The 24,313-nt window shown below is 40.9% G+C and carries 20 protein-coding genes and 3 pseudogenes; 4 read left to right on the plus strand and 19 right to left on the minus strand.

Annotated elements, in window-relative coordinates; translation table 11 throughout:
• Positions 1-253: 253 nt before the first annotated feature.
• The 12 genes and pseudogenes from O9332_RS04540 to O9332_RS04595 all read right to left on the minus strand — a co-directional run bounded on the left by O9332_RS04540 (position 254) and on the right by O9332_RS04595 (position 15,772).
• Entirely contained in the window at positions 254-418 is a 165-nt protein-coding gene (locus O9332_RS04540) for a hypothetical protein (protein WP_223213015.1), read from the minus strand.
• Complete coding sequence (locus O9332_RS04545) at positions 396-845, minus strand: HEAT repeat domain-containing protein (RefSeq protein WP_002760294.1); 450 nt, start codon at positions 843-845, stop codon at positions 396-398. Before O9332_RS04545 ends, O9332_RS04540 begins: the two co-directional genes overlap by 23 nt.
• Before the next feature lies 1 nt (position 846).
• Positions 847-1,539, minus strand: a complete 693-nt coding sequence (locus O9332_RS04550) for a HEAT repeat domain-containing protein (RefSeq protein WP_288023895.1) — start codon at positions 1,537-1,539, stop codon at positions 847-849.
• Positions 1,540-1,580: 41 nt separating this feature from the next.
• Positions 1,581-1,784: a DUF6887 family protein gene (locus tag O9332_RS04555; RefSeq protein WP_002760296.1), complete on the minus strand. Its 204-nt coding sequence runs from the start codon at positions 1,782-1,784 to the stop codon at positions 1,581-1,583.
• Between the two features lie 380 nt (positions 1,785-2,164).
• Complete coding sequence (locus tag O9332_RS04560; protein WP_002750215.1) at positions 2,165-2,428, minus strand: type II toxin-antitoxin system Phd/YefM family antitoxin; 264 nt, start codon at positions 2,426-2,428, stop codon at positions 2,165-2,167.
• Between the two features lie 132 nt (positions 2,429-2,560).
• Positions 2,561-5,752: pseudogene (locus O9332_RS04565) on the minus strand (HEAT repeat domain-containing protein).
• Positions 5,753-5,982: 230 nt separating this feature from the next.
• A complete protein-coding gene (locus O9332_RS04570; RefSeq protein WP_288023899.1) occupies positions 5,983-6,342 on the minus strand; it encodes a hypothetical protein in 360 nt (119 codons plus the stop codon).
• Between the two features lie 310 nt (positions 6,343-6,652).
• On the minus strand, positions 6,653-7,387 hold the full coding sequence (locus tag O9332_RS04575; RefSeq protein ID WP_002760298.1) for a M15 family metallopeptidase: 735 nt from the start codon (positions 7,385-7,387) through the stop codon (positions 6,653-6,655).
• Positions 7,388-7,418: 31 nt separating this feature from the next.
• Complete coding sequence (locus O9332_RS04580; protein ID WP_288023904.1) at positions 7,419-8,810, minus strand: NAD-dependent malic enzyme; 1,392 nt, start codon at positions 8,808-8,810, stop codon at positions 7,419-7,421.
• A gap of 477 nt (positions 8,811-9,287) precedes the next feature.
• Positions 9,288-11,441 carry an O-linked N-acetylglucosamine transferase, SPINDLY family protein gene (locus O9332_RS04585; protein ID WP_288023907.1) on the minus strand — a complete coding sequence of 718 codons (2,154 nt, stop codon included), beginning with the start codon at positions 11,439-11,441 and terminating at the stop codon, positions 9,288-9,290.
• A 12-nt stretch (positions 11,442-11,453) separates the two neighbouring features.
• Entirely contained in the window at positions 11,454-13,613 is a 2,160-nt protein-coding gene (locus O9332_RS04590) for an O-linked N-acetylglucosamine transferase, SPINDLY family protein (protein ID WP_288023910.1), read from the minus strand.
• A gap of 17 nt (positions 13,614-13,630) precedes the next feature.
• Positions 13,631-15,772 (minus strand): O-linked N-acetylglucosamine transferase, SPINDLY family protein, encoded by a 2,142-nt coding sequence (locus O9332_RS04595; RefSeq protein ID WP_288023912.1) that lies wholly within the window; start codon positions 15,770-15,772, stop codon positions 13,631-13,633.
• 111 nt (positions 15,773-15,883) lie between these two features.
• On the opposite strand from O9332_RS04595, the gene O9332_RS04600 reads away from it, so the two are divergent.
• A complete protein-coding gene (locus O9332_RS04600) occupies positions 15,884-16,135 on the plus strand; it encodes a hypothetical protein (protein ID WP_196219893.1) in 252 nt (83 codons plus the stop codon).
• On the opposite strand, the gene O9332_RS04605 is transcribed toward O9332_RS04600, so the two are convergent.
• Positions 16,124-16,615: a c-type cytochrome gene (locus O9332_RS04605; protein ID WP_080603674.1), complete on the minus strand. Its 492-nt coding sequence runs from the start codon at positions 16,613-16,615 to the stop codon at positions 16,124-16,126. The genes O9332_RS04600 and O9332_RS04605 overlap by 12 nt on opposite strands.
• 28 nt (positions 16,616-16,643) lie before the next feature.
• On the opposite strand from O9332_RS04605, the gene O9332_RS04610 reads away from it, so the two are divergent.
• Positions 16,644-17,705 (plus strand): mechanosensitive ion channel family protein, encoded by a 1,062-nt coding sequence (locus tag O9332_RS04610; protein ID WP_002763598.1) that lies wholly within the window; start codon positions 16,644-16,646, stop codon positions 17,703-17,705.
• Between the two features lie 44 nt (positions 17,706-17,749).
• Here the strand turns inward: O9332_RS04610 and O9332_RS04615 are convergent, their stop codons facing one another.
• The 3 genes from O9332_RS04615 to O9332_RS04625 form a co-directional block, all read right to left on the minus strand.
• On the minus strand, positions 17,750-18,430 hold the full coding sequence (locus tag O9332_RS04615; RefSeq protein WP_288023917.1) for a GerMN domain-containing protein: 681 nt from the start codon (positions 18,428-18,430) through the stop codon (positions 17,750-17,752).
• A gap of 237 nt (positions 18,431-18,667) precedes the next feature.
• Positions 18,668-19,483 carry an LmeA family phospholipid-binding protein gene (locus O9332_RS04620; RefSeq protein ID WP_288023919.1) on the minus strand — a complete coding sequence of 272 codons (816 nt, stop codon included), beginning with the start codon at positions 19,481-19,483 and terminating at the stop codon, positions 18,668-18,670.
• Between the two features lie 7 nt (positions 19,484-19,490).
• Entirely contained in the window at positions 19,491-19,733 is a 243-nt protein-coding gene (locus tag O9332_RS04625; RefSeq protein ID WP_002800028.1) for a hypothetical protein, read from the minus strand.
• Between the two features lie 121 nt (positions 19,734-19,854).
• Between O9332_RS04625 and O9332_RS04630 the strand changes: the two genes are divergently transcribed.
• Positions 19,855-21,819: an FAD-dependent monooxygenase family protein gene (locus O9332_RS04630; RefSeq protein ID WP_288023922.1), complete on the plus strand. Its 1,965-nt coding sequence runs from the start codon at positions 19,855-19,857 to the stop codon at positions 21,817-21,819.
• A 536-nt stretch (positions 21,820-22,355) separates the two neighbouring features.
• Here O9332_RS04630 and O9332_RS04635 read toward each other — a convergent pair.
• Positions 22,356-23,207 carry an alpha/beta fold hydrolase gene (locus O9332_RS04635; RefSeq protein ID WP_288023925.1) on the minus strand — a complete coding sequence of 284 codons (852 nt, stop codon included), beginning with the start codon at positions 23,205-23,207 and terminating at the stop codon, positions 22,356-22,358.
• A 231-nt stretch (positions 23,208-23,438) separates the two neighbouring features.
• Between O9332_RS04635 and O9332_RS04640 the strand changes: the two genes are divergently transcribed.
• Positions 23,439-23,891 carry a hypothetical protein gene (locus O9332_RS04640; protein ID WP_004163247.1) on the plus strand — a complete coding sequence of 151 codons (453 nt, stop codon included), beginning with the start codon at positions 23,439-23,441 and terminating at the stop codon, positions 23,889-23,891.
• Between the two features lie 28 nt (positions 23,892-23,919).
• Here the strand turns inward: O9332_RS04640 and O9332_RS04645 are convergent.
• Both O9332_RS04645 and O9332_RS28320 read right to left on the minus strand, forming a co-directional pair.
• A pseudogene (locus tag O9332_RS04645) lies at positions 23,920-24,088 on the minus strand (IS30 family transposase); the annotation flags it as partial.
• Between the two features lie 124 nt (positions 24,089-24,212).
• A pseudogene (locus tag O9332_RS28320) lies at positions 24,213-24,313 on the minus strand (IS200/IS605 family transposase); the annotation flags it as partial.

Here is a 24,313-nt window from a genome sequence, read left to right on the forward strand (position 1 = left end):
TTGGAGTGATTGGGGGGAAAATTTAGGGATTTTTTCCCTGAAAATTAGGTAATTGACCACCTGAAAATGGGTAAAACCCCACACCCCACACCCCACACCCCACACCCTGCCCCCACGAAAAACTTTTTCAGCAGCCCCTAATTATCATCAAAAAAGCTTGACTTATGGTTATAATTGTGCTAATTCAAAAATGAAACGCATCAGCGGCGGACTTCGGGATTTGTATCATTAGAAGATTATTAAACCTCTAGGTTTAATCACTTAAATTAGCAGTTTCTAGCCATTTTTTACCCATTTCAATGGGAATACCGAGGGGAGGACAGAGGACTTTAATTAATTCAATTCCTCCCGTGATTAAAATGCTTCTTAAGCGAGAATTTTTCTTGATTTCTGCGTCAACTTGTGCGACATGCGACAAAAGTTTGTTTTTCAATTTCGGTATTAGTGGGATAAGTTTGGGTGAGTTGGCTGATAAGTTGTTGGATTTCTTGGGCGGCTTCAGCTAAATTTTGGGGTGTGGCGTAATTATGAATAATGCCATCACCCTGTTCAATAATCTGGACGTTTTGGGGTTGAACAATGTTGTATTTAGAGCCTTGAGTATTTTCTGACATAGGTGTTTCTGAAGTTAAGTTATCTATTAAGACTATAGCATCCATAATAGAGAATTGAACAGCGAGATCATTTTCTGCTTCTAAGGCCTGACATAGGAGAGGAATTATTGATTCATCACCCATTTTTCCGAGACATTGAGCGGCTTTTATTCGCATTTGAGCATCGGAATGTTTTAGCCTTTTGGAAAAGGCTTCAATAACTAGCTGTAAATAGTCAGGCTTGAGTGCCATTTTAGGTTAAGGCATAACGAGAACCAATTTTACCGATTGCATCGGTGGCACTGAAACGAACGCTATCTTCTTCATCGGATAAGGCATTGATTAAAGCGGGAATAGCTTCTTCTAGTCCAATTTCACCTAAAGCCTCGGCTGCGTTCCTACGAACATCTTTATTAGAGTCTTCTAAAGCCTTGAGTAACTCTGCAATCGCTGCTTCCGAGCCAATTTTACCCAAAGCCTCGGCTGCGTACATACGAACATACTCATCAGAGTCTTCTAAAGCCTTGAGTAACCCCGGAATGGCTATTTCTGAGCCAATCTTACCCAAAGCCTCGGCTGCTTTGATACGAACATTCCAATGAGAGTCTTCTAAAGCCTTGAGTAACCCCGCAATCGCTGTTTCTGAACCAATCTTACCCAAAGCCTCGGCTGCGTACCCACAAACCTCAAAATAAGAGTCTTCTAAAGCCTTGAGTAACCCCGCAATGGCTATTTCTGAGCCAATATTACCCAAAGCCTCGGCTGCTTTCATACGAACAAACCCATCAGAGTCTTCTAAAGCCTTGAGTAACCCCGGAATGGCTGTTTCCGAGCCAATTCTCCCCAAAGATTCAGCCGCTTTAGCGCGAATTTCGGGGTGGTTATCATCTAGTTTTTTAGAGAGGGAATTAACGGCGATTTTGGTATATTCATTAATTTTAATCATATTGTTTTCTATTTGGTGATTAGTTGTTAAAAAAATTGATTTTATTTATCAATTTTTGCCCTGAGAAATTCTTCTAATTTCTTCATGTCTTCCGGACTAGGAGTCAGGGTAAATCGAGTTACACCTGGTTCAGTTCGCATTCTATCCATATAAATTCTTAAGGCTTCATCATCTTCTCGATGGGAGAGGACATATTTTCTTAATTCGGGGCGAGACATTTGGCAAAAATCAGGTTGATGATTCATCTTCAAACTCCACATTTCCTTTAGTTAATATGATAAAGCTAAGAGTTTCACCTGCTAGTATATAAATTTACTTGCGTTTTTCATCATAGCGAAATAGATGAATATCGGTGTAGAAATTAGACAGGGTTTAACACATTCTAAGGCAAGTAAGCATCTGTTCGGGGGTGGGTATCATTATTGATGGATTTTTCCTCCAATTTACCAGTTTATCCCTGTGAGAAGTATAGCATCCTACAGTCCTTGAGATTGAGTAGATGATGAGGACGAGGTTTTTGTAGTAGAATTAGGAATATTTTGACTATCCTCTCCAAAACTGGCTATCTCTGAAAAAGTAATAGGTGTATATCTGACGATTCAGCAAGAACCTATTGGTTTAGCAGTTACCAACCGAGTTGTTTTTTAGCATCTTCCCAAGTAATTCTTTGTCCTGATTGATCCTGTTGAATTGCTTCAGATAGGATTTCGGCAAACTCTTTGTCTTGTAAAATATCAAGAGTTTCCAACCAAGATTCAATTTGAGCGTAATTCAGGGCAACCATAATGGGTTGACCTTCTTTGGTAATAATAATAGGTTCGTCAGTCATTTGCTCAGACCATTCAACCAGCTTTTGTCCTGTTTCAGTAATGTTTAGATATTTAGTCATGTCAGCAATTAAAAGTTATCAACTAATGATTATAGCAGTTATCGTTCAAATGAGTTACAGAGAACAAATTGGGTATAGTCAGGAATATCACCTTTAGCCTTTATCTTTTAAAACAATCATTCTGGGATTTAGTTAAATATTTTGACTATCCTCTGCAAGTTTAGTTTCTACTGCTTCAATCATAGCTGCAAATTCCGATTGGCCGTGTAAGTTGATATCGAGATTATTCATATCTTTAAGAATGTTAGTTAGATTATCAATATTGCTCCTGATTTCATTATATAAGTTTAATGTCGCCATGATACTATTAGTTTTAGCTAAATCAATTTGTTTGTATTTTGCTTGTAGTTTTGCTTTTTCGTCTTCCCAATATTTCAGGTAGTCTATGCGCTCGAAGTCATTATAAATTCTGGCATCTGGTAAAATAATCGGGAATATTCTTTGATAAAAGTCACCATTTCTGGCAATTTCTACTAATTCAAACATACAGTTTTCTGATTTTAAGTATCTATCGCTGATGACGACGACGACACATTTCCCCTGTCCAATTTGCTGCATAAAGTTTTTGATGGAGTCTTTATAGCTGGTGTGGGTTTTATCCCGAATAATCTCAATTCCTTTAGCGGCAAAAGCTTGGACGAGTTGATTAGCCATTTCGTTGCTGTCTTCTTGCCAGTTGTAGGAGATGTAAACTTGTTGATTCATGGGTTGGGAGAGGGGGTGATAGTATTTAAGTTTGTTTTGAATTGTGTCTAGTGCTTCTCTAGCTTGAGAGAGAGTATCGCCATTATTTAATGTGACAAAATCAGGATTTTTCATGCATTTGATAAGTTCAGTCATCGCTGTTTCTGAGCTAATTTTACCCAAAGCCTCGGCTGCCTGCGAACGAACATACTTATTAGAGTCTTTTAAAGCCTTGAGTAACCCCGGAATGGCTGTTTCTGAACCAATCTTACCCAAAGCCGCGGCTGCCTCCCTACGAACATCGCTATTAGAGTCTTCTAAAGCCTTGAGTAACCCCGCAATGGCTGTTTCTGAACCAATCTTACCCAAAGCCTCGACTGCCTTCCAACGAACAGAAAAATAAGAGTCTTTTAAAGCCTTGAGTAACCCCGCAATGGCTGTTTCTGAACCAATTTTACCCAAAGCCTCAGCTGCCTTCTTACGAACATCCTTATTAGAGTCTTCTAAAGCCTTGAGTAATCCCAGAATCGCTGTTTCTGAGCCAATCTTACCCAAAGCCTCGGCTGCGTTCCTACGAACATACTGATTAGAGTGTTCTAAAGCCTTGAGTAACCCCGGAATGGCTGTTTCTGAGCCAATCTTACCCAAAGCGAAGGCTGCTTTCCAACCAAGAAACCTATCAGAGTCTTCTAAAGCCTTGAGTAACCCCGGAATAGCTGTTTCCGAGCCAATCTTACCCAAAGCGAAGGCTGCGTTCCTACGAACATACCTATCAGAGTCTTCTAAAGCCTTGAGTAACCCCGGAATAGCTGTTTCCGAGCCAATATTACCCAAAGCGAAGGCTGCTTTCCAACGAACATCCCAATGAGAGTGTTCTATCGCATTGTGGACCCCCGCACTGGCTGTTTCCGAGCCAGTGTTCCCCAAAGCGATGGCTGCTTTCCTACGAAGATCCGAATGAGAGTCTTCTTAAGCCTTGAGTAACCCCGCAATGGCTGTTTCAGAGCCAATCTTACCCAAAGCGAAGGCTGCGTTCCCACGAACATCTTTATTAGAGTCTTCTAAAGCCTTGAGTAACTCCGGAATGGCTGTTTCTGTGCCAATATTACCGAAAGCGAAGGCTGCGTTCCAACGAACATCCCAATCAGAGTCTTTTAAAGCTTGACTTAACTCATTAACAACTTCATTAGACTTTGTTAATCCCAATAACTCCACCTTAAACCCTTTCGGTACATCCAACCCAAGCACTAACCCCACTGTCTGCTTTTGAAACTTAAAGTTGACTTCTCCTGCTAACCTCGCTCCTAATTTTAAATCAATCTCTAACCCTAATTTAACCACCCGTTTTGCTTGGGTTTCATTATCCAATAACCCCAGCAGCAACGCCATAGGTTCCGTCCATTTGAGATAATTCAAATAGTCCCACTGTAACTGCTCATCCCTGAGATGGGGTAACTTTTTCTTTAATTCCTCAGCCGTGTAATACTCTTGAATCAGTTGATGGCGAAAAGCAATTTTATCATTACCTTCTAGGTGAATTAGATGATATTTCAATAAATCTTCTAGCCATTTCAATGCAGTATTATCAGGATAAGAAATTTTGCCCTGTAAAAACTTTATTAATATCTCCTCTGCTTGATTCTTAGAAATAGATAACTTTATCTCCGTTGGGTTTTCACCAGTTGTCATTGTCCACGCCAAATGTTGCAGTAGTCGATTTTGCCAGAGATGCAAATCCTCTGAAATTTTAACTCCTTTGCGTATGTCAATTTCTTTTGTAAAATCTCGGAAAACTAAGCCCAAATTAGCAGGAATTTTGTTCTGATTATTATCAAAAACTGAACAAAGCATCCACAAAAGTAGGGGAGTCTGGCCAAATTCCTTGAGACGATTTCCCAACTGTTTAAGCATTTCTTCGCCTTTTTCAGGCAAATAGGCCTTGACAAAATCTTCCATCTGTCGTCCAGTCAGGGGGAGCATTTCCAGCTTTTTTTCAATATCTAAGTCGTCGCTGCCTAAATCCCTTGTGGTGAAAATCATCGAAATTTCTGCATACTGCTGGCGAAAGTTTTTTAAATTCTGTCGCGCAGCTTCCGAGGGCAACTCATTGATACCATCAAATAATAATAATGGTCTAAAATTCTGATTTTCTAACAGCCAACTTTCTAGGGTATTACTATCAATAATTAATTTATGGCGTTTCAGGAATTGTAAAATTAAATCAAGAATTGAGGTTTCATACAAGCGTAATTCGATGAGAATGGGAATTTGAATGATTTTAGCTTGATTTTGTTGATTTGGGCGCAAGCTTTGGGCCCCTACAGATTCTTCTAATAATAATCTGGCTAAAGCGGTCGATTTTCCTGAACCGGGACGACCTTTTAAAAGAACGTGATTAGTTGCATACTTGCGTAAACCATCTAAAACCGTGAATCTTTCGTTTTTTTCTGGTCTTTCTGGTCTTTCTTGTGGGTTTTGTGGTTCTTTTTCAATCGTCTGTACCCACAAATCCTTTAGCAAAGGTTCAGTTTTCGCTGGGCGTGTTTTTCCCTCTACGTCCGTGAGGGTGTAAAATGTCTCCCACTGGGCGTACTTTTCCGAGTCCGAGATTGATTTGAGATAGGGAGTCCAGTCAATCATTGATGCTGTCAAGTATTTAAATTACCTGTTGAGACGAGGAAAAAGGCAACCCCCCAACCCCTAGCAGGGGTAGGGTTGATTCATGAATCAACCCTACTATGAATCAACCCTACCTTGCTTATTTTTAATTGTAGGCTAAGAAGATTTGGTCATGACTTACAAGATAGAATCGGAGTTTCTGCATCCCTCTCTCCTGTCAGACCGGGAAAACCCCATCCGAATATAAACACTCACGCTGCCGTCGTACCTTGTTCCAAGCACTTTAGCGTATATCTGGCACGAGTTTTAAGAATTGTTAATTGATCTGTTTTTGCCAACAACTCATCTAACTCAGCTACTTCATCAGCGCAGAGTAAAGATTCTGCATTTCTCGTCACTAAATCATCTAAACGGGTTTGCTCTGCGAGGGACAATTGACAACTTGCCAGCGCTTTTAATTCATCCACACTCAAACCAATCAAACAATCTTCATCGAGTCCTAATGAATTGGCAAATCGAGAATAGGTGTTCCAGTCTAATAAAACCCCAACTCGTTCCCCTTGCTCATTTGTTAAGTATTCTACCGGCTTGGACATATTAGAAACACTCACAATACAATATAATCCTATTTTAGTAATTAATTCCAGAAAATGCCATCGATCGCCGATAAGGTTATCCTATTTTTGTTTTCCTAATTGTTAGATTTTCTAAAAAGTTGAAAAAGTACGGGCGAAGCATTCGGATAGAAAATCTCTGGTTTCAGCGATAGGTTATTGTCCGAATGCTGGACGCAATTGCCGATAAGGTTATCTTATTTTTGTTTTCCTAATTGTTGGCTTTTCTAAAAAGTTGGTGCGTTACGGCAATATTTAGACCTTGATTTTTTCCCTAAAAACAATGGATGCCTAACGCACCCTACGTTTATTTTTGTTTTCCTAATTGTTGGGCCTTATAAAAAGTTTCTAAACTGTGACTATCCCCGACAAAACGCCAGTGCCAGGGTTCATAATTAATACCCTGGAGATTATTTTCAGGGAAAGATAACTCGAAACTATACTGGGCAGCGTTATTTTGCAACCAACGAAAAGCGGCAGTATTAGCAAAACTGCTACTTAAATTCGTTGCGGGAGCGCGACCATCGCCAATATCGATCGCATAACCGGTATGATGTTCGCTGTAACCCGGAGGTGCGCTCACTTCTGCTCGTTTGCGGGTTTGCTGATTGCGTTGTTCTTTAACTTCAAAAAAGAGCTTGTCTTGGGTTGCTTTCGATCGAAATGCGGAAATCGGCATTAAAATCACCCCCGACCTTCTCGCGTCACTCTGCATCTGGATAAAAGCTTTGGCTGCTGCTTTCCTTAAACGCATAGCACCATCCCCAGTAATAGGGGCTAATTCCGTCTCTGGAGCCTCTTCATAGGGTAAATGACCTAGAATGTTCTCAATGGGGCTAGGAGTGGCTTTAATCAGGGGGGAGGGGTTAATAACCTGTTTTTTTACGGTAGCAGGGGGACGATTCAAGACTGCTAGGGCAATTAGGCCGGTTCCCACCAGAGCGAGTAAACCGCTTGCGATCGCTATTAGACCATTAGGATTAGTAGTTTTTGTGTACTGGTTGTCCCGCAAAGCTTCGGGAATATCATCGATCGGTTTCACGGTTTACTTACCCTCCTCCAAGATAATTACATTATTCCCCGGCCACTCCATCTTGACGAGCAGCGTGTTGAACGGCGGCGGCCACAGCCGTAACTACACGACTATCAAAAACCGAGGGAATAATATTCTCTCGATCGAGATTAGCAGGAGTGATCAAAGAAGCGATCGCTTTGGCCGCTTCCAGATACATATTATCGGTGATTGCCCTAGCGCGACAGTCCAAGGCCCCGCGAAATAATCCGGGGAAAGCGAGAACATTATTAATCTGATTGGGATAATCGCTGCGTCCGGTAGCCACCACGGCCACTAAATCATTGATTAATTCCGGTTGAATTTCGGGAATCGGATTAGCCATGGCAAACACGATCGCATCTTTAGCCATTCCCTTGACCATTTCGGGAGTCAATACCCCCGGTGCGCTCACCCCCAAGAAGACATCAGCGCCTTTAAGAGCATCCCCTAGCTTACCACTGGCGGCCACGGCCCAAGCTTGTTTTTCTGGGGTTAAATCGTCCCGGTTTTGGGAGAGGATACCAAGGGAATCACAGAGGGTTATATCTGTGGCTCCTGCGGTTTTAAAGAGAGTAGCGATGGCGATTCCCGCCGCACCTGCACCATTAATGACGATTTTGACTGTATCAAGCGATTTTTTGACCAATTTGAGGGCATTAATTAGGGCAGCCAGGGAAACGATCGCTGTACCGTGTTGATCATCGTGGAAAACGGGAATATTTAATTCCGCTCGCAGACGTTTCTCGATTTCAAAACAGCGTGGAGCGCCGATATCCTCTAGGTTAATACCCCCAAAAACCGGAGCGATTCTTTTGACGGTTGCGATGATTTCTTCGGGGTCTTGGGTGGCTAAACAGATGGGAAAAGCGTCAATTCCGGCGAATTCCTTGAATAACATTGCCTTCCCTTCCATTACTGGTAGGGCAGCCTCTGGCCCGAGATTTCCTAATCCTAATACCGCGCTACCATCGGTCACTACAGCGACGGTGTTGCCCTTGATGGTCAATGAGTACACTTGTTCGGGGTCGTGGGCGATAGCGGTGCAGATGCGACCAACTCCGGGGGTGTAGGCCATGGCCAGGTCATCTTGGGAGGTGAGGGGAATACGACTCTCAATGGAGATTTTACCCCGACGATGGAGATCGAAGGTGCGATCGGAAACTTTCAGGAGTTTAACATCCGGTAGAGCTTTAACCGCGGCGATAATCTGTTCCGCTTGGTCGGTACTAGCGGCATCAACCATCACCTCGCGGGTGCTAATCTTTAAATTGCGTTCGATCAGAGAAATTTGCCCTAAATTCCCCCCGACATCGGCGATCGCATTGAGGACAGAAGCGAAGGTTCCCGCTTGATTGGGGATTTCTATCTTGAGACTTAAACTATAGCTAGGATTGGGCGTTAAATGAACCATGCTGAAGGCTTCCAATACTGATAAATATTGATTATCTTCTATCTGTGAAGGACTTTGGTATCTAATCGCGCAGTTTCTTTAGCTATTAGGGTTTCTCTGGGCCTAACACCAGGGGAGCGGGGTGTGGGGTGTGGGGAGAAGGTAGGAAGGCTGCATCTCACATTTGCAAAAATACCGACAATCAGCAATTATCAGTCACTCTCAAATGCGTACAAAAGTATTAACAACTACCTGTAAGCAGCCCACCGAAAAACTAATGCGCTCCGGGGTTTGGGGGCGGCGCCACGCCCCCAACGGGGGGTTTGGGTAGGGTTGATTCATGAATCAACCCTACTATGAATCAACCCTAGGGGTTTGGGGGGTAGAACCCCCCAAAAGCTTGGATTGAGCGATAAAATCGGAAGTAAAGCCCAATTTTAAAAGAGAGTTTTCCCTTAAAAATCCCAACTTAGTAGATTGACAAAAATGAGATGCACCCTAAATATTCCACATTTGTTGATAAGCAGTTTCTAAATCTCTGGTAAATTGTTTGGCATTCCAGAGGGGAGATGTATGACGAGATTGACGTAATTGATAACGAATTTCTTCCCTTAAATTTTCATCTAATCCTAACTTAATTCCCCACTGCACATATTCCTCATCACTCCAAGCTATACCCTGACTAATGCCGGCATTTTTCATAAAAGTATAGCTATTGCGGGCTGCAAATTGTTCACCAACCCTAGTGACTAAAGGAATCCCCATCCAGAGGGTTTCTAGGGTTGTGGTAGCACCACTATAGGGATAGGTATCGAGAACTATATCAGCAATTACTAGATTAGCGCGATGGGTTTCCTCATTGAAATCATTGGGCAAAAATCTTAATCTATCTTGACTAATTCCCAATTCGTCGGCACTTTTGAGAAATAATTCTCGAATGGTTTCTTTGTCGGCAAAACCTTTGATTAAAAGATAGCTATTAGGAACCTGTTGGAGAATCTGCAATTGCAGAAAAATCATGTTTAAGGTGCGTTTTAATCCCGATTGCACGGTCAGATAAATAATAGCATCATCGGGAATATTTAAATCAGTTCTTCTCCTAGTGGGAACACCCACTTCAAAACCATCCACGGATAAATAAGAGTTAGGAAGTCGGATGATTTTTTCTGAATAAATTTCTTCAGCATTTTCGGGTAAAACGTAGTTATCGGCAATAAAATAATCAATAGCAGGGATTCCCGACGCATCTAATCCTAACCAGGTTACTTGTATCGGTGCTGGTTTTAAAGCCATTACTAGATAAGTTGTATTATTGGTTAAGCTATCAATATCCACTAAAATATCTAATTTGTCTTGACGAATTTGGGCAGTTATTTGTTCAATTTTTGCTGGCAAGTTATAGCTATAATCTGAGTTATTTTTAAACCATTTTTCAGTAATTTCGTCTGCTGCTTGGTTGACAAAATAGGTGTAAATTTCAAATTTATCTCGATTATGATAGTGAAATAACCAGCGACTTAACCAACCCACAGAATGACGACGGAGAGTATGGGCAATATAACCAATTTTTATTTTTCTTGCTGGAGATTTTGGAGAAGAAACAGGAGCAATGTAGTTGTAGCGGGTTCTTACATCTGCTTGAAAAATTTCTGCTAGTTTACTTTGTAAATAGCGATTAATTTTCGGATTATCTTGATAGTAGGGAAGACAGATAGTAACTCCTAAAATAGAGTCGATAATAAAAGGACGTGCATTAAATTGTTTGGCATTAATTTGTCGCTCGATTAGTTGTATTAATTCATCGATAAATTTAGGTAAATTTCCCCAGTCTCCCTTAGCTTGTAAAATACCAATCACTAGAGAAATTCCCAAGAGCTTTTCAGTAGTTGTCTGGCAATTTTTATAAAAATTTTCGGCAATTTCTAGAGATTTTTTATAGTCAACAGTGGTGGTTTTATAAAGATTAAACAAACTATTTTGTAAGTATAAATCCTCTGGTAGAAAGCGCAAACAAAGTTCTACTAAATTAATGGCAAATACACTTTGTTTTTGTTGATAAGCATAATTGACAATTGCTGAGATAACTTTGGCCGCAATTATTTCTGGATTATTGATATGTAAGGCTGCTAATTCTAAAAAGTGGATGGTATCAGTACAGGGGTAGATTAAAACTTTTTCCGTCACTCGCAGCAGTAAATCAAGATTAACTGCTGCTGTAGCTGTATTCTCTAACAGTTCAAATACACACCAATCATTGCACTTTTCCATAGCAAAATTTTGGAATTGTATTTCTAATTCCATCAGATGCAGGAGATTATTTAAAAAACTAGGATTAAGATTTTGTAGCTGCCATCGAATTAGATAACTTGTCTCTAGTCTTTGGGAATTTTCTTGTCTGGTTGCCTCTGCATCTAAGATTTGAGTTAAAGTTTCTATCCACCCCGATAATTCTGATTCAGCTACTTGACTCAACACCACTAACCAAGTAGCTTGTGCGTCTTCTTCTCTATCTTGTAAAAGATAGGCTAATCCTAGATAAAAATAATCCTCAATTACCGAAGAATTGTTTTCAGTTAATTGTTCATAAAACTGCAATACCAGTTGATAATTGTTGTCATTTAAATGGGTTTGTATGTCTTGATGCCATTGCATAGTTTTTATCCGCTAAGATTGACAATAAATATTCCACATTTGTTGATAAGCAGTTTCTAAGTCTCTAGTAAATTGTTTGGCATTCCAGAGGGGAGATGTATGACGAGACTTTCGGAGTTTCCAACGGACTTCTTCTCTTAAATTTCTATCCAATCCTAACTTAATTCCCCACTGCACATATTCCTCATCACTCCAAGCTATACCCTCAGTTATTCCCGCATTCATCATTAAAGTATAACCGTTGCGTGATGACCATTGTTGCCCCACCTTAACCACCAGAGGAATTCCCATCCAGAGGGTTTCTAAGGTGGTTGTACCACCATTAAAGGGATAGGTGTCCAAAACCACATCAGCGATGGCTAAATTTGCCCTGTAGGTTTCCGTCTGATAGAGAGGAAGCATCTTAATTCGATTAGTTTCTACCCCAACTTCTGCGGCAATTTGACAGAATAAATCCCAGAGGGAATTATCATCAGCAACTCCTTGAATCAGGAAATAACTATTAGGTACGGATTTGAGGATTTGCATTTGTAAGCGAATCATCGCCGGATTACGCTTAATTGCCGTTTGAGAGCTTAGGTAAATAACCGCATCGTTATTAATACCTAAATCTTCTCTTCGCAGGGTAGGAACGGCTATTTCAAAACCATCCACAGCGACAAAAGCATCAGGTAAACGCCAGATTTTTTCCTGATAATATTCTTGGGCATTTTCTGGTAGTACATAAGGATCCGCTAAAAGATAATCTACTGCGGGTAAACCGGAACCATCAAAACCTAACCAGTTAACTTGAATAGGAGCAGGTTTTAAGGCAATAACTTGGACAACCATTGGTCCAGTACCACTATCTAAATCCACAAGAATATCGATGTTATCTTCTTTAATTTTGCGATAGGTTGCTAAGGAATCAGCAGTAGCATGATAGATTTTATCTGCGGGATTAGAAAACCATTGTTTAGTTATTTCATCCACAGGTTGACTCACCATATAAAGGTGAATATCAAACTGCTCACGATTGTGATAATTAATAGTCCAACGACTCAAAAATCCTACAGGATGACGTTTTAAGTTTTGGGCAATGTAACCAATTTTCAGTTTTTTATTGGGATTATCTTCTCTAGGTTTTTCAAAACTTTCCTGTTTAAAACCCAGCATTCCTTTGTAGGTTTCTTGGAAAAAACTGCCAATCTGACTTAAAAGCGGTCGATTCTCTTTCGGGTTATCTTCATAGTAAGAAATCGGATTCATAACTGTTAGTAAGGCTTCCCGAACTAAGGGATGTATGTCTTGGGGTTTTTCTTCTAAAAATTTTTTAATTAAGTGTTTATACTCTTGACAAATACTAGGAATGTCATTCCATTTTGAGGCTCGTAAAGAACCATTAAAGAGAAGAGATTGACTAAACATTTTTAAATCAATTGTTTGGCTTTTATCTTTAAATTCTTTGATAAACTTTATCGCTTTTTGGTAGTTAGGGACAGAGACATAAAACCAAAATAAATTAGCTACTAAGTACAAATTTTCGGGATAAAGGGGAAGAAAAGCTTCCGCTAAGTCAACGGAATAAATAGGTTGATATTTCTCAAAAGCAAAGTGTCGGGTGACAGTGATGACGTGATTAAGTAATTCTAGAGAATTGTCAAGATAGGGTAAACTTAACCGAACTAATTCTATGGTATATTCATGAGCATAAGGTATGACGGCAATTACTACCCGTTCCAATAATTGAGAGTTAACTGAACCCTGAGTAATTAATTCTAGTATTTGCCATTCTTGCAGTTGTTGAGGATGAAATCTATTTAATTTAATTTCAACGAGAGTTAAATGCAGTAGATTATCGAGATAACTGGGATTAATTTCCTGTAGATGTTTACGAATTAACCAACTAATTTCTAGATTTTCTAACTCTAATTGTCGGTTAGCTTCGGCAGCTAAAATATTGCTTAATTCTAGCAGCCATGACTCGGTTTCCTCTTCCTCTCCTTGAGTGAAAACCAATAACCAAGTAGCTTGTGCTTCTTCTTCTTTTGCCTGCAAAAGATAGGCTAATCCTAAATACCAATAATGACTAATTTCTAGGGGTTCTTTTTCTATCAGTTCTTCGTAAAACTGACTAACAATATCGTATTGATTGTTTTCTAAAGCGGTTTTAACTTCATTTTGCCAAGACATGATTTAATTCTCCCTGATTAACTTTCACAATAGATTTGCCACATTTGACGATAGGCGCTTTCCACATCTTTAGTAAACTGACGTGCATTCCAAATCGGTGAAGTTTGTCTAGATTCATCTAATTTAGCGATAACTTTGCGTCTCAATTGTTCATCCTTACCTAACTTAATCCCCCAGTCGATATACTCCTCATCACTCCAAGCAATACCCTCACTAATTCCCGCATTAACCATTAAAGTATAACTATTTCTCGATGACCATTGTTGACCAACTTTTGTAACTAAAGGAATCCCCATCCACAGCACATCTAAAGTCGTCATTCCTCCCGTAAAAGGATAGGTATCTAAAACCACATCAGCTATCCTTAAATTTGCTCGATAAATTCCTGTGGGATAGAGGGGTAAGATTTTTAATCTCTCATAATTAATTCCTTCTTCCTCGGCAACTTTGAAAAATAATTTTTTCACTGATTTAGCATCACTTAACCCCTGAATACTCAAATAACTATGAGGAACTGCCTTTAAAACTTGTAGCTGAAGTCGAATAGTTTCAGGGTTACGTTTAACCCCCGTTTGTACGGTTAAGTAATTAATTGCATCCTCTGGAATCCCTAAATCATCTCTTCGGAGAGAATGGTAAGCAACCTCGACACCATCCACACAAATATAGGAATTAGGTAAGCGCCAAATTTTTTCTCGGTAATATTCCTGTGCATCTGCTGGTAAAACGTAATTATCAGCGAGATAGTAATCAATTGCGGGAATTCCTGACGCATCAAAACCTAACCAAGTCACTTGTACTGGTGCGGGTTTTAGTGCCATGACTTGGCAAGTTGTGTTATTAGTGATACTGTCTAAATCCACCAAAATATCAATATTATCTTGACTAATTTTTTCAGCAATCAGTAGAGGCTTAATCGGTAAGTTATAGCAAGCATTTACCTGATTTTTAAAACAATTTTCAGTGATAAAATCTTCTTTTTTAGATACTAGGTATAACGATACGTGAAACTCATTATAGTCATGATACTTCATTAACCATCTAGAGATTAATCCGATAGAATGATTATATAAAGTATGGGCAATATAGCCAATTTTTAGAACTTTATTGCTGTCTTTGATAGTCGATTTGTGCAGAGAATTACAGTTAGACTTATTACGAACATATTCCTGAAAAAGTTGACCAACACAATTACTAATGTAACGGTTTTTTCTTGGGTTATCTTCTAGGTAAACTAAAGGGGATAAAATTGCTAGGGATGGTGCATCCACTAATCGTGGACATTCTCGATTAGTGATACTTTTTTGCAAGGATTCTGTATATTCTTCAACATCTGCCTTAATATCGACCCAATTACCACTAAATAATTTGACATAAAGAGCAAGAAAATCAGCTACAGCTTGAGAAGGCAACCCTTGACAACTTGTTTTTAATTGACTAGCTACTTGCATAGCAGCAGCAAAATCTCGATTATAAAAATAACATTGATACAGTTCAGCTAACAGATAAATTTGCCCTGGTTCCACTGCCAAACAAGTATTAATAATATCAATAGCCAATGGTATGCCTAGAGAAGGTAATTTAGCTTCTACTACTTTGATAAAAGTTTGTCGCTCACGGTGAGATTGAAATATTGCCTCTAAGTAGGGGACGGTTTCTGGTATCTGAGAATCGAGAAATTTTTCTAAAACTTCTGCTAATAAACTTAACTCTAGACTCTGGAAATCATTGATTTTTAACACATCAACAAATAACCAGGTTTTTAACTGCTCTTTTTCAAAATAATTCAAATTAATTGCTAATAAAATAAACCGCAGTAAATTATCAATATTATCGGGACTAATCTCGCGAATATGTCCTCGAATTAACCAACTGGTTTCTAAATTGCCTAACTCTAATTGTCTGCGCGCTTCCCCATCCAAAATATTGACTAAATCTGCTGTCCACGCAGTCATTTCCCCTTCATCCCCTTGACTGAGGACGAATAACCATGTGGTTTGTGCTTCTTCTTCCCTAGCTTCCAAAAGATAGGCTAATCCTAAATACCAATAATGACTAATTTCTAAGGGTTCCTTTTCTATCAATTCTTGATAAAACTGGCTAACTTGCCAGAAATCCCCTTGGATAATTGCCGGTTCAACTTGGGAATGCCAAGACATAAGTATTTATCGTTAAGTGTCTCTACTAGCGTACCCAAATATAAGCAAAATTTTTCTATATAAGTAAAATTTATCAGTCGGTCAGGGGTTGGGTTTTGGGGTGGTCACTGCGTGCGCTTTGCGGGGGGTGTTAGGGTTTTAGTTGAAATTCCCCCACTTCCCACGTCCCCACGTCCCCACTTCCCCCGCTTCCCACTCTGCACCCAGTTTCAACGCGTCCTAGCTTACCATCAATGTCAGCCAAGAGTCAGTCCCGATGAAAAAGTTTTCACCACCAGAGACGAAAGAGGTTTCCTTCCCTATACCCCACACCCTACACCCTACACCCTACACCCTACACCCTCTTTCAAGTCAGTTTTTTGAAATATTTTCTAAATAAACCAATAAATCGGCCATAGCTTGAGTATCGGGCTGAAATTTGGGCATTGGCGGGGTTTTACCGCTAATTACCTGTTCAATTAGACTAATTCTCGATTTGCGACGGGAAACGTCCTCTAAACTCGGTCCGACGATACCATCAGCAAACTGACCGTGACAAGCAGCACAGTTAATTTGAAAGATTTCGTAACCGCGACTGACATTACCTTGTCGGGATAACACCTCTTTAATGTAGGGATCCGACATCTTAGCCAGATGAAAGGTGATTAAATAGGTGCTAATCAGGAACAAAACCACGATTATAACCATTAAGAATCGATAAAGCCCGAATTTTGGTTTAAATAACTGACTATTCACGAAGGCCGCCGAAGGAAAGGTGAGTTTCTCTTTACATTTTGCAACTTTTTGCCCCAAAATTCCACCGCTCCTGCTAGAGATAGGCAAATGGAGAATAATATAAGACAAAACTGCATCTTTTTCTAACCCTCTAGCAATGAACCTATTAACCAGACTGGAAGATTGGCCCTATATTATCTTACCTATCACCATCATCCTCAGTTTCCTGCTGTTGGGATGGCTCGTAGAACAGCGCATTGTCAGTCAACTTTTATCGATTGCCAGAGAAAAAAACCTGCGTTTCTCGGAAGGGGTTTTACGTTCCCTTCGTGGATTAAGCATACTTTGGTTCGGACTTTTGGGGTTAAATATTGCCCTCTCCCTTCCCAATCTTCCCCTCTTTCCCTCCCTGATTCTCCTGAGCCAAAAATTGCTGCTAGTGGCTTTTTTAGCTTCGGCTACTTGGGTTGTTGCTCAATTATCCGTGGAAATATTACGAGTTTATACCACGGGAGATGATGGCATTTCTTCCCTAACTTCCCTATTTGAATTTCTCGCCAAAGTTCTGATTTTTAGCTGCGGTTTTTTGCTGATTTTAAGCTCGATTGGCATTTCGATAACTCCCATGCTTACTGCCTTTGGTATTGGGGGTGTTTCCCTCGGTTTAGCTCTCCAAAATACCCTAGCTAATTTAATGTCAGGGATTAATATTATCACTTCTAAAAAAGTTAGACCGGGAGATTATATTGAACTGAAAACGGGAGAAGCTGGTTATGTGCGAGATGTGGATTTAAGATGCACAGTCATCGAAGAAATTACCAATAATCTTTTGGTTATTCCCAATGCTCAGATCATTTCTTCTAGTTTCCGTAACTATAGTTTACCAGATCACTCCCTACTGATTCCCGTGGAAGTGGGCATTAGTTACGATAGTGACTTAGAAAAAGTCGAAAAAGTTACCCTAGAAGTTATGCAAGAAATCGCTCAGTTATTGCAACCTCACCTCGGTAACTATAAACCCTTGATTCTTTATGGTAAACTCGATTACTATAGCATTGTGCTAACAGTTTATCTCAAGGTGGTAGAAGAAGAATTTTTTCAACATCTCACCATTAAACACGAATTTATTAAACTCCTACACCGACGCTATCAGCAAGAAGGAATTAAACTTCCCTATCCAATTCTTTTTCCCTATCCCCCCAGTAATCCCCCTAGTTAACCTCAATTTGCTATCGCAACAAACAATTGAAATGCGCGGAAAACTTACAATTGATAATTCTCCTCAAAAAACTTACGAGTCATCGGTTGGGCAACTTCAATACCGTGGCCTTCTCCTAATAATTCTAGGGGTTTTCCTTCCACTTGAATCCAGACTTTGGCATTGGGATCCTCGGTAGTAGTAGTATAGATGATTTGTGCCAAACGACCGATTAACATATCAGAACCATCATCATTGCCAAACTCCCGCGAGAGATTAATCTTAATTCCCGTTTTATCTACTTTTAAATCCAGTAATTTAGTACCGGGGGGAATAGTAGTCATGTCCTGAGGATTACTTGGACCAGCTAATAGAATCTTCAATACTGCTGTTAACTCTCGGTCGTCGCTATCCGCTTTTTGAACGGTAATTTCTTGGCTGACTAATTGATTACCCGTATCAGTCACTTTTAACCAATAAACCTGTCGAGTTTCCCTAACAGGAATAGCTGCAGGAGTTGCTGTTGGACTTGTCTCCACTGGACCGGGAGAAACCGGTTCAACAATTGGTGATTGACTTATCGGCGCTGGAGTGGGAGATTCAATCGGGTTTTCGCTGGTTTTCTGGGAGAAAGATAGGTGATGGACGGCAAACCAAGCAGTGGCCCCACCAGCAGTAAATAAAGCGAGGCCGATACCAATTATCCAAGGCAAAGAGATTTTATCACTAGAGCGAGAACTAGGCATAATTCAGTTATTAGTTATCAGTTATCAGTTATCAGTTTTAAGTTATCAGTTATCAGTTTTAAGTTTTAAGTTTTAAGTGAGCAGTTATCAGTTTTAAGTGAGCAGTCGAACGCTTTTATTCTCCCCCCGCAACGCGCACGAAGTGGTCTCCCCACTTCCCCACTTCCCCACCACCCCACTTCATAATTGATAATTCATAATTCCCACTTCCGATCTCCTGTTTTCCGACCGTTAAATTTAATTGGGGTTCCCCGATCGAGGCTTGATGCTGCCAAAGGCGGCTATACTCAGCTTATCATCGTCGATCTGCAATTGGAGAAGGCGGGCGATAATTCCTTGTTTCTCGAAGTTTTTTAAATCTAACTGGGTGGATATACCCTCGGCAAACCCCTTGAGAAGGCGCGAGGAGATGCGACGACCATTAAGAGTGGCTGTGGGGTCAATAAGCTCGATTTTTCGCCCCTGCACTAGCTTAAATCCCACTTCTAAGCTCAGATTGAGGGTGGCTGCTGGTTCGTCTGGCCCTTGGGTCTCTAGCTGCAGGCTGAGGGCGACTCGATTATTATTAAGAAAGTTAAAATTTGCTTGACTAAGTTGATATTTTGTGCTGCTCGATTCTTCCCTAGAGGGAATCAGATTATTAATCAGGGTCTGAATTTGTTCTTTGACCGCTGCCGATTGTAAAGCTTGATTAACATTAGTTTCCGTGAGGACAAGATGCAATGCCCCCGCAGCCGGTCGGCGCAAGGCGGCGGCTAAACTGCTGTTTTTTTGCTGTAATCGCCGCAAATCGAGGCTAATTGGCTCAGTTTCTAGCTCGATCTTCTCAATGCGAACATCAGCAAGGGGATAAATTCCCCGTGCAGAAATGCGAACTCGATCGATTTTGCCTTGCAGAGCCTGATAATTGGGAGTATTATCGACCCTGACGGCTAATTGTTCCACTTTTTGGACTTGGGAGCGAAGGGTATGGGCTAAAACCGTATCGATAATTGCCCCTGCGGGAGTTAACAGGGTCAAAACACCAGCGAGAGTGATTGTTAGCCATTCCATCGCTCAATTACACCCATTCAGCTAAATTTTGCCAAGCATTAGTCAAAAGCTGACTTAACCAACGTCGTTGCACTTGATCTAAAATCGGGTCTTCTGCGAGAATTTCTTCAGTCAGATCATCGAGAGATTGACCCTGGGCGCGGGCCATTCTAATGATTCCCGCAATCACGGCAGCGATCATCTCCTCGTCCACGGGGCGCTGTCGGAGGGCAGCAATTTCTTCGGGGGTAGTCGGGATGGGATAATTCATAATCAGATGGTCCTGGCTGTGTATTAATCTAGGTATGTAAAGTTTTTTAAACTTTTTTCAGAAAACTTTTTGTGTAGTCTAGCGTAATCAGACGATTTTTAGGTGTAATAGCTAAATCAAGATGAGAGAGATACTTTACAGAGAAATTCCGACTCCCGACTCGATCGCCGTTTGTCAGTGGTTACAATCCGATTGGCAACCTGCAAGCGGTGTCAAGACAAATACACCTAACGGGGTGAGATTGCGCTTATCGGAGGCGATCGAATTATCGATTTTTGTCTGGACGCTGCAACGGACTACTTATTTAAAAGTTTTCCGCTGGGGTGAGCGATCGCATGATCAAGAAACATCCCTGACTCGGCAGCTCGATCGAGCTTTACAAAAGCGTTTTCCGCCGCAGTTTAGCACGATACCAAACATCGATCAAAAAAATCACTCAATTTTTACAGATTTAGAAGCGGACTATCCCCTAACGGTTCACTACTTCCGCAAAATGCCCCAAGGAGAGGCAGACTTAGAACGTTTGTATTGGTGGGAAAAACGTTGGCGCGACAGTGCCAAAAATCCCCAACAACCGCAGCCAGTAATTTTCTCTAGTAGTGAGGAAAATGATCATCCCATCACCTACGACTTAATTTATATTGGTGGTGCCTTGGGGGCAATTCATGCGGCACAGATGGCCAAATTAGGTTATCGAGTCCTCTTAGTAGAAAGACTACCTTTCGGACGGATGAATCGGGAATGGAATATCTCTCGATCGGAGTTTCAAAGTTTAATTAATTTAGGCTTATTTACTGCCGAAGAATTCGAGGAATTAATCTTCCAAGAATACATCGATGGCTTTAATAAGTTTTTTGATGGCAATAATCCACCCCATCTGAAGGCGGAGATTCTCCATACTCCCACGGTTTTAAATATCGCCATTAATTCCGATAAATTGCTGCAATCCTGCGGTAAAAAAATACAGGATTATGGCGGTAAAATTCTCGATCAAACCGAATTTATTAAGGCTGATATTACTGCTAATAGTGTTACTGTCACCCTTAATCATGGTGGAGAAATTCAACAGATAAAAGGTCGTTTATTGATTGATGCTATGGGTTCCGCTTCTGCCATTGCCTGGCAATTAAACGGAGTGCGTGCCTTTGATAGTGTCTGTCCGACGGTGGGGGCAGTAGTAGAAGGATTCGATCCGGTGGTGTGGGATTCTCACTATGGCGATGTCTTAAATTCCCATGGCGATATTTCTAAAGGTAGGCAATTAATTTGGGAATTATTTCCGGGGGAAGGAAGAGAATTAACTTTCTATCTATTTCACTATCATCAAGTCCATCCCGATAACCCCGGTTCTCTGTTGGAAATGTACGAAGATTTCTTTACTATTTTACCCGAATATCGACAGTGTGACCCAGAAAAATTAACTTGGAAAAAACCCACCTTTGGTTATATACCGGGGCATTTTAGCACAGGGAAAAAAGATCGAATTGTCTCCTTTGATCGCATTTTAGCCATCGGTGATGCCGCCTCCCTGCAATCACCCTTAATTTTTACTGGGTTCGGTTCTTTGGTGCGTAATTTAGAGCGCTTAACCCATCTTTTGGATCTGGCCTTGAAACACGATTTACTAACAGCTAAAGACCTAGAAAACGTGCGGGCCTATCAAAGTAATGTGGCGGTAACTTGGTTATTTTCTAAAGGAATGATGGTTCCCACGGGAAAAACCTTACCACCCCAAAGAATTAACGCCATGTTAAACACATTTTTCGGTTTATTGGCCGACGAACCGCCGGAGATTTCCGAAACTTTTATTAAGGATAAAACCGATTGGTTGACCTTTAGCCGTTTAGCAATTAAAGCGGCCAGAAAAAACCCCGCTTTACTGTTATGGATAGCAGAAATGGCTGGCAGTCAGGATTTAATTCGTTGGTTGGGTTCCTATCTCGATTTTAGCCTTGATGGAGTCAAAAATCTGCTTTTCGGTCCCTGGGTTTCCCAATGGTTAAAAAACTCCCAAAGCTGGCTAGAAAAAGACAATCCTCGCCTCTGGTTAAAGTTATTGAGTTTTAATTATGGCCTAAGACATTAAGTAGGGTCTGCTGAAAAAGTAGGGGCGAAGCATTCGGGCATAACCTATCGCTGAAACCGTAGATTTCCTATCCGAAATGCTTCGCCCCGAAGATGCAAGGTTTTGAACCACGATTCTCTCAAAATCTTGCACCTGTGGGAGCGAAACAGGCATCTAAAACCCTTACCTCGTCTATATTTCACATTTATTCAGCCAACCCTAAGTAGGAGACTCCCAGACAGCTATCGGGGATCAGATTTGAGTTTTTACACTAAATCCAGTTATTAAAGACTGATTATTTATTTCCACTTTTGCCTTTTGCATGAGTGCCTTTTGCCTGTCTTCATAAGTAGCCTATACTCAACGGATTTAGAACGTAGGTTGGGTTGAAGCATGAAACCCAACGCCCGCATGGGTTACGCTACCGCTAACCCATCCTACAAATAATTGTGCCTACCTACTTAAGTAGCCTATACTCAACGGATTTAGTATTAGTTCACTGTTTGTGGAGTTAAGAAACTGTTGGAAAAGTTCAAGAATGCGCTTACCTAAAGGTTCTAACTGCGATGCTGATGTAAAATAGCCATCATCTTTTGGGCCACCGCTGCTGTTTGTTCCAGCATAGCAAAATGACCACAATCGGATAACTCAATGACGTTGCTGCCAGTTTCAAACAAAGGATGAAAACTGGCCAGATGGTTAACGTACTTAACTTCCATAATCTTATCCTCTTTCCCCGCCAGAAAATAGACCGGTTGCGGGAGACGGGAGACAATCTGGGGTAAAAGATGAACTTCGCTGATAGTGGTGGTTTCCAAAAGTGACCCTAGGGCCGCTTGGTAATCGGCCCGGACAAAATCAATCACGCGCTGTTTGCCCCATTTTTTACCTAGGGTTTGCTTGACCATCATCCGCGAGAATAAAACATCAATAAAGGGAACACGGGGCAACCAAGGCGGTCTTCTCTGTAAAATCTGTCTTCCGGCTTCCCGAAATCGCTCAAATTCCTCCTTTAGATAGATGCCACCGCCGGCATTCATACAGATTACCCCTTTAATCCTTTCAGGACAGCTATCCGCGGCCCACAAAGCAACACTACCACCGAGGGAATGACCAACTAACCAAGCAGCATCGAGGTTTAAGCGGTTAAGAAGGGTAATAACGTCTTGGGAGTAGGATTCAAGGTTATAACTGCTAGGAGGACTGTTAGAGGTGATTTTTTGGGAGTCGCCAAAGCCCCGGAGATCATAGACTAGACAGGGATAATCCGAGGAGAGAATATCTACCAAAGGCTGCCAGTAGTGACGACTCAGCAGCCAACCGTGTATAAAGACTAAAACCGGTTTATCTGCTCGGGGCGAAAATAACTCGTAACTGTGGGATACTCCCGATATGTCGATGGTAGGCATATAATCAATCTCAACCTAAATTAAACCGTTGATAGGGGTTACTAGGGAAACTTCTAGAGAAAAAAAGGTGTATTTAGCCTTGTTTATAGAGCAAAATCAGGGAAGCTTAGGATCTTCCCCCGATAGCTGATGACTCACCGCTATAGACAATTTCAAAAGCTTCTACTCAAGTATAAAACATTGGAGATACCTTCCTAAAATAGGATGAACACCCTAGACCAGGATTTATTTATGAAATGCGATCGCTTTTTAACTCTTTCCCTCGTCTTCAGTCTGGGATTAGCTTTTCCCTCCTCTCTACCCGCTCAAAATCCCCCCGCTACCACCTTTCAACCCGGTCCTTGGCAGCCTGTTGCTAGGGTGAATACGAGTCGTCCCGTGGAGATTAAAATCATCAATCAAACCGATATTGACCTCAATTATGACCTATCGGCCAATATTAATTCCTCTCCCCAATTATTATCTCCAGGTACGGAGACAAACCTAAGAGGTTTGGTAATTCCAGCATATATTCTGATTAATCGGGCTAATGCCGCCGCAGATCCCTATTCTTCTAGTTTAATCTATGCCGTAGAGGTCAATGATGATAATTTAGTCACGATTACTGTCACCAAAGTTCCGGGGAGTACCCCCGGTTATACCACCTTTAACATCAATCAACAGGGTGCTATTTATATTTACTAGCTCTAGCTTAAGCTGTTATGGAGCCACCTCGATTGTTAATTAAGTTTACGGCTCTTTCTACCTCCTTTGGCTTCAGGATTTTAAAATTCGTCTTCTTGGGCAAGAATTGTCTTAAGAGTCCCTTATTATGCTCGTTTAATCCCCCTCTCCCAAGAATGATAAGGAGTAGCAAAAAAAAAATCTGCCCCGATTTTCTGAGGGGGCATCTCAGTTTTGCAGAAATACTGAAAACAGGATATAAAGGAAGAAGAAATTGATCAACAGAGGCAAGGACAATGACCAGAATGAACTACCCCGCCGCAAGCGGACGGGGTATCAGAATCAAAATAGACTCAATTGTAGATTTTGGTGTAGCTGCAGGTATTCTTTATCTTGTTCTTTTACATATCTCGCTATCATACCTTCATCCCCATGCTTTCCTA

Origin of the sequence: Microcystis sp. LE19-10.1B (assembly GCF_027530565.1) — a bacterium.
In the GTDB taxonomy this organism is placed as follows: Bacteria; Cyanobacteriota; Cyanobacteriia; order Cyanobacteriales; family Microcystaceae; genus Microcystis; species Microcystis aeruginosa.

Bases quoted from the DNA above. Each gene is read 5' to 3' on its own strand.
- O9332_RS04545 (WP_002760294.1), bottom strand. From the start codon at position 845: ATGGCACTCAAGCCTGACTATTTACAGCTAGTTATTGAAGCCTTTTCC.
- O9332_RS04550 (WP_288023895.1), bottom strand. From the start codon at position 1,539: ATGATTAAAATTAATGAATATACCAAAATCGCCGTTAATTCCCTCTCT.
- O9332_RS04555 (WP_002760296.1), bottom strand. From the start codon at position 1,784: ATGAATCATCAACCTGATTTTTGCCAAATGTCTCGCCCCGAATTAAGA.
- O9332_RS04560 (WP_002750215.1), bottom strand. From the start codon at position 2,428: ATGACTAAATATCTAAACATTACTGAAACAGGACAAAAGCTGGTTGAA.
- O9332_RS04580 (WP_288023904.1), bottom strand. From the start codon at position 8,810: ATGGTTCATTTAACGCCCAATCCTAGCTATAGTTTAAGTCTCAAGATA.
- O9332_RS04585 (WP_288023907.1), bottom strand. From the start codon at position 11,441: ATGCAATGGCATCAAGACATACAAACCCATTTAAATGACAACAATTAT.
- O9332_RS04590 (WP_288023910.1), bottom strand. From the start codon at position 13,613: ATGTCTTGGCAAAATGAAGTTAAAACCGCTTTAGAAAACAATCAATAC.
- O9332_RS04595 (WP_288023912.1), bottom strand. From the start codon at position 15,772: ATGTCTTGGCATTCCCAAGTTGAACCGGCAATTATCCAAGGGGATTTC.
- O9332_RS04610 (WP_002763598.1), top strand. From the start codon at position 16,644: ATGAACCTATTAACCAGACTGGAAGATTGGCCCTATATTATCTTACCT.
- O9332_RS04615 (WP_288023917.1), bottom strand. From the start codon at position 18,430: ATGCCTAGTTCTCGCTCTAGTGATAAAATCTCTTTGCCTTGGATAATT.
- O9332_RS04620 (WP_288023919.1), bottom strand. From the start codon at position 19,483: ATGGAATGGCTAACAATCACTCTCGCTGGTGTTTTGACCCTGTTAACT.
- O9332_RS04625 (WP_002800028.1), bottom strand. From the start codon at position 19,733: ATGAATTATCCCATCCCGACTACCCCCGAAGAAATTGCTGCCCTCCGA.
- O9332_RS04630 (WP_288023922.1), top strand. From the start codon at position 19,855: ATGAGAGAGATACTTTACAGAGAAATTCCGACTCCCGACTCGATCGCC.
- O9332_RS04635 (WP_288023925.1), bottom strand. From the start codon at position 23,207: ATGCCTACCATCGACATATCGGGAGTATCCCACAGTTACGAGTTATTT.
- O9332_RS04640 (WP_004163247.1), top strand. From the start codon at position 23,439: ATGAAATGCGATCGCTTTTTAACTCTTTCCCTCGTCTTCAGTCTGGGA.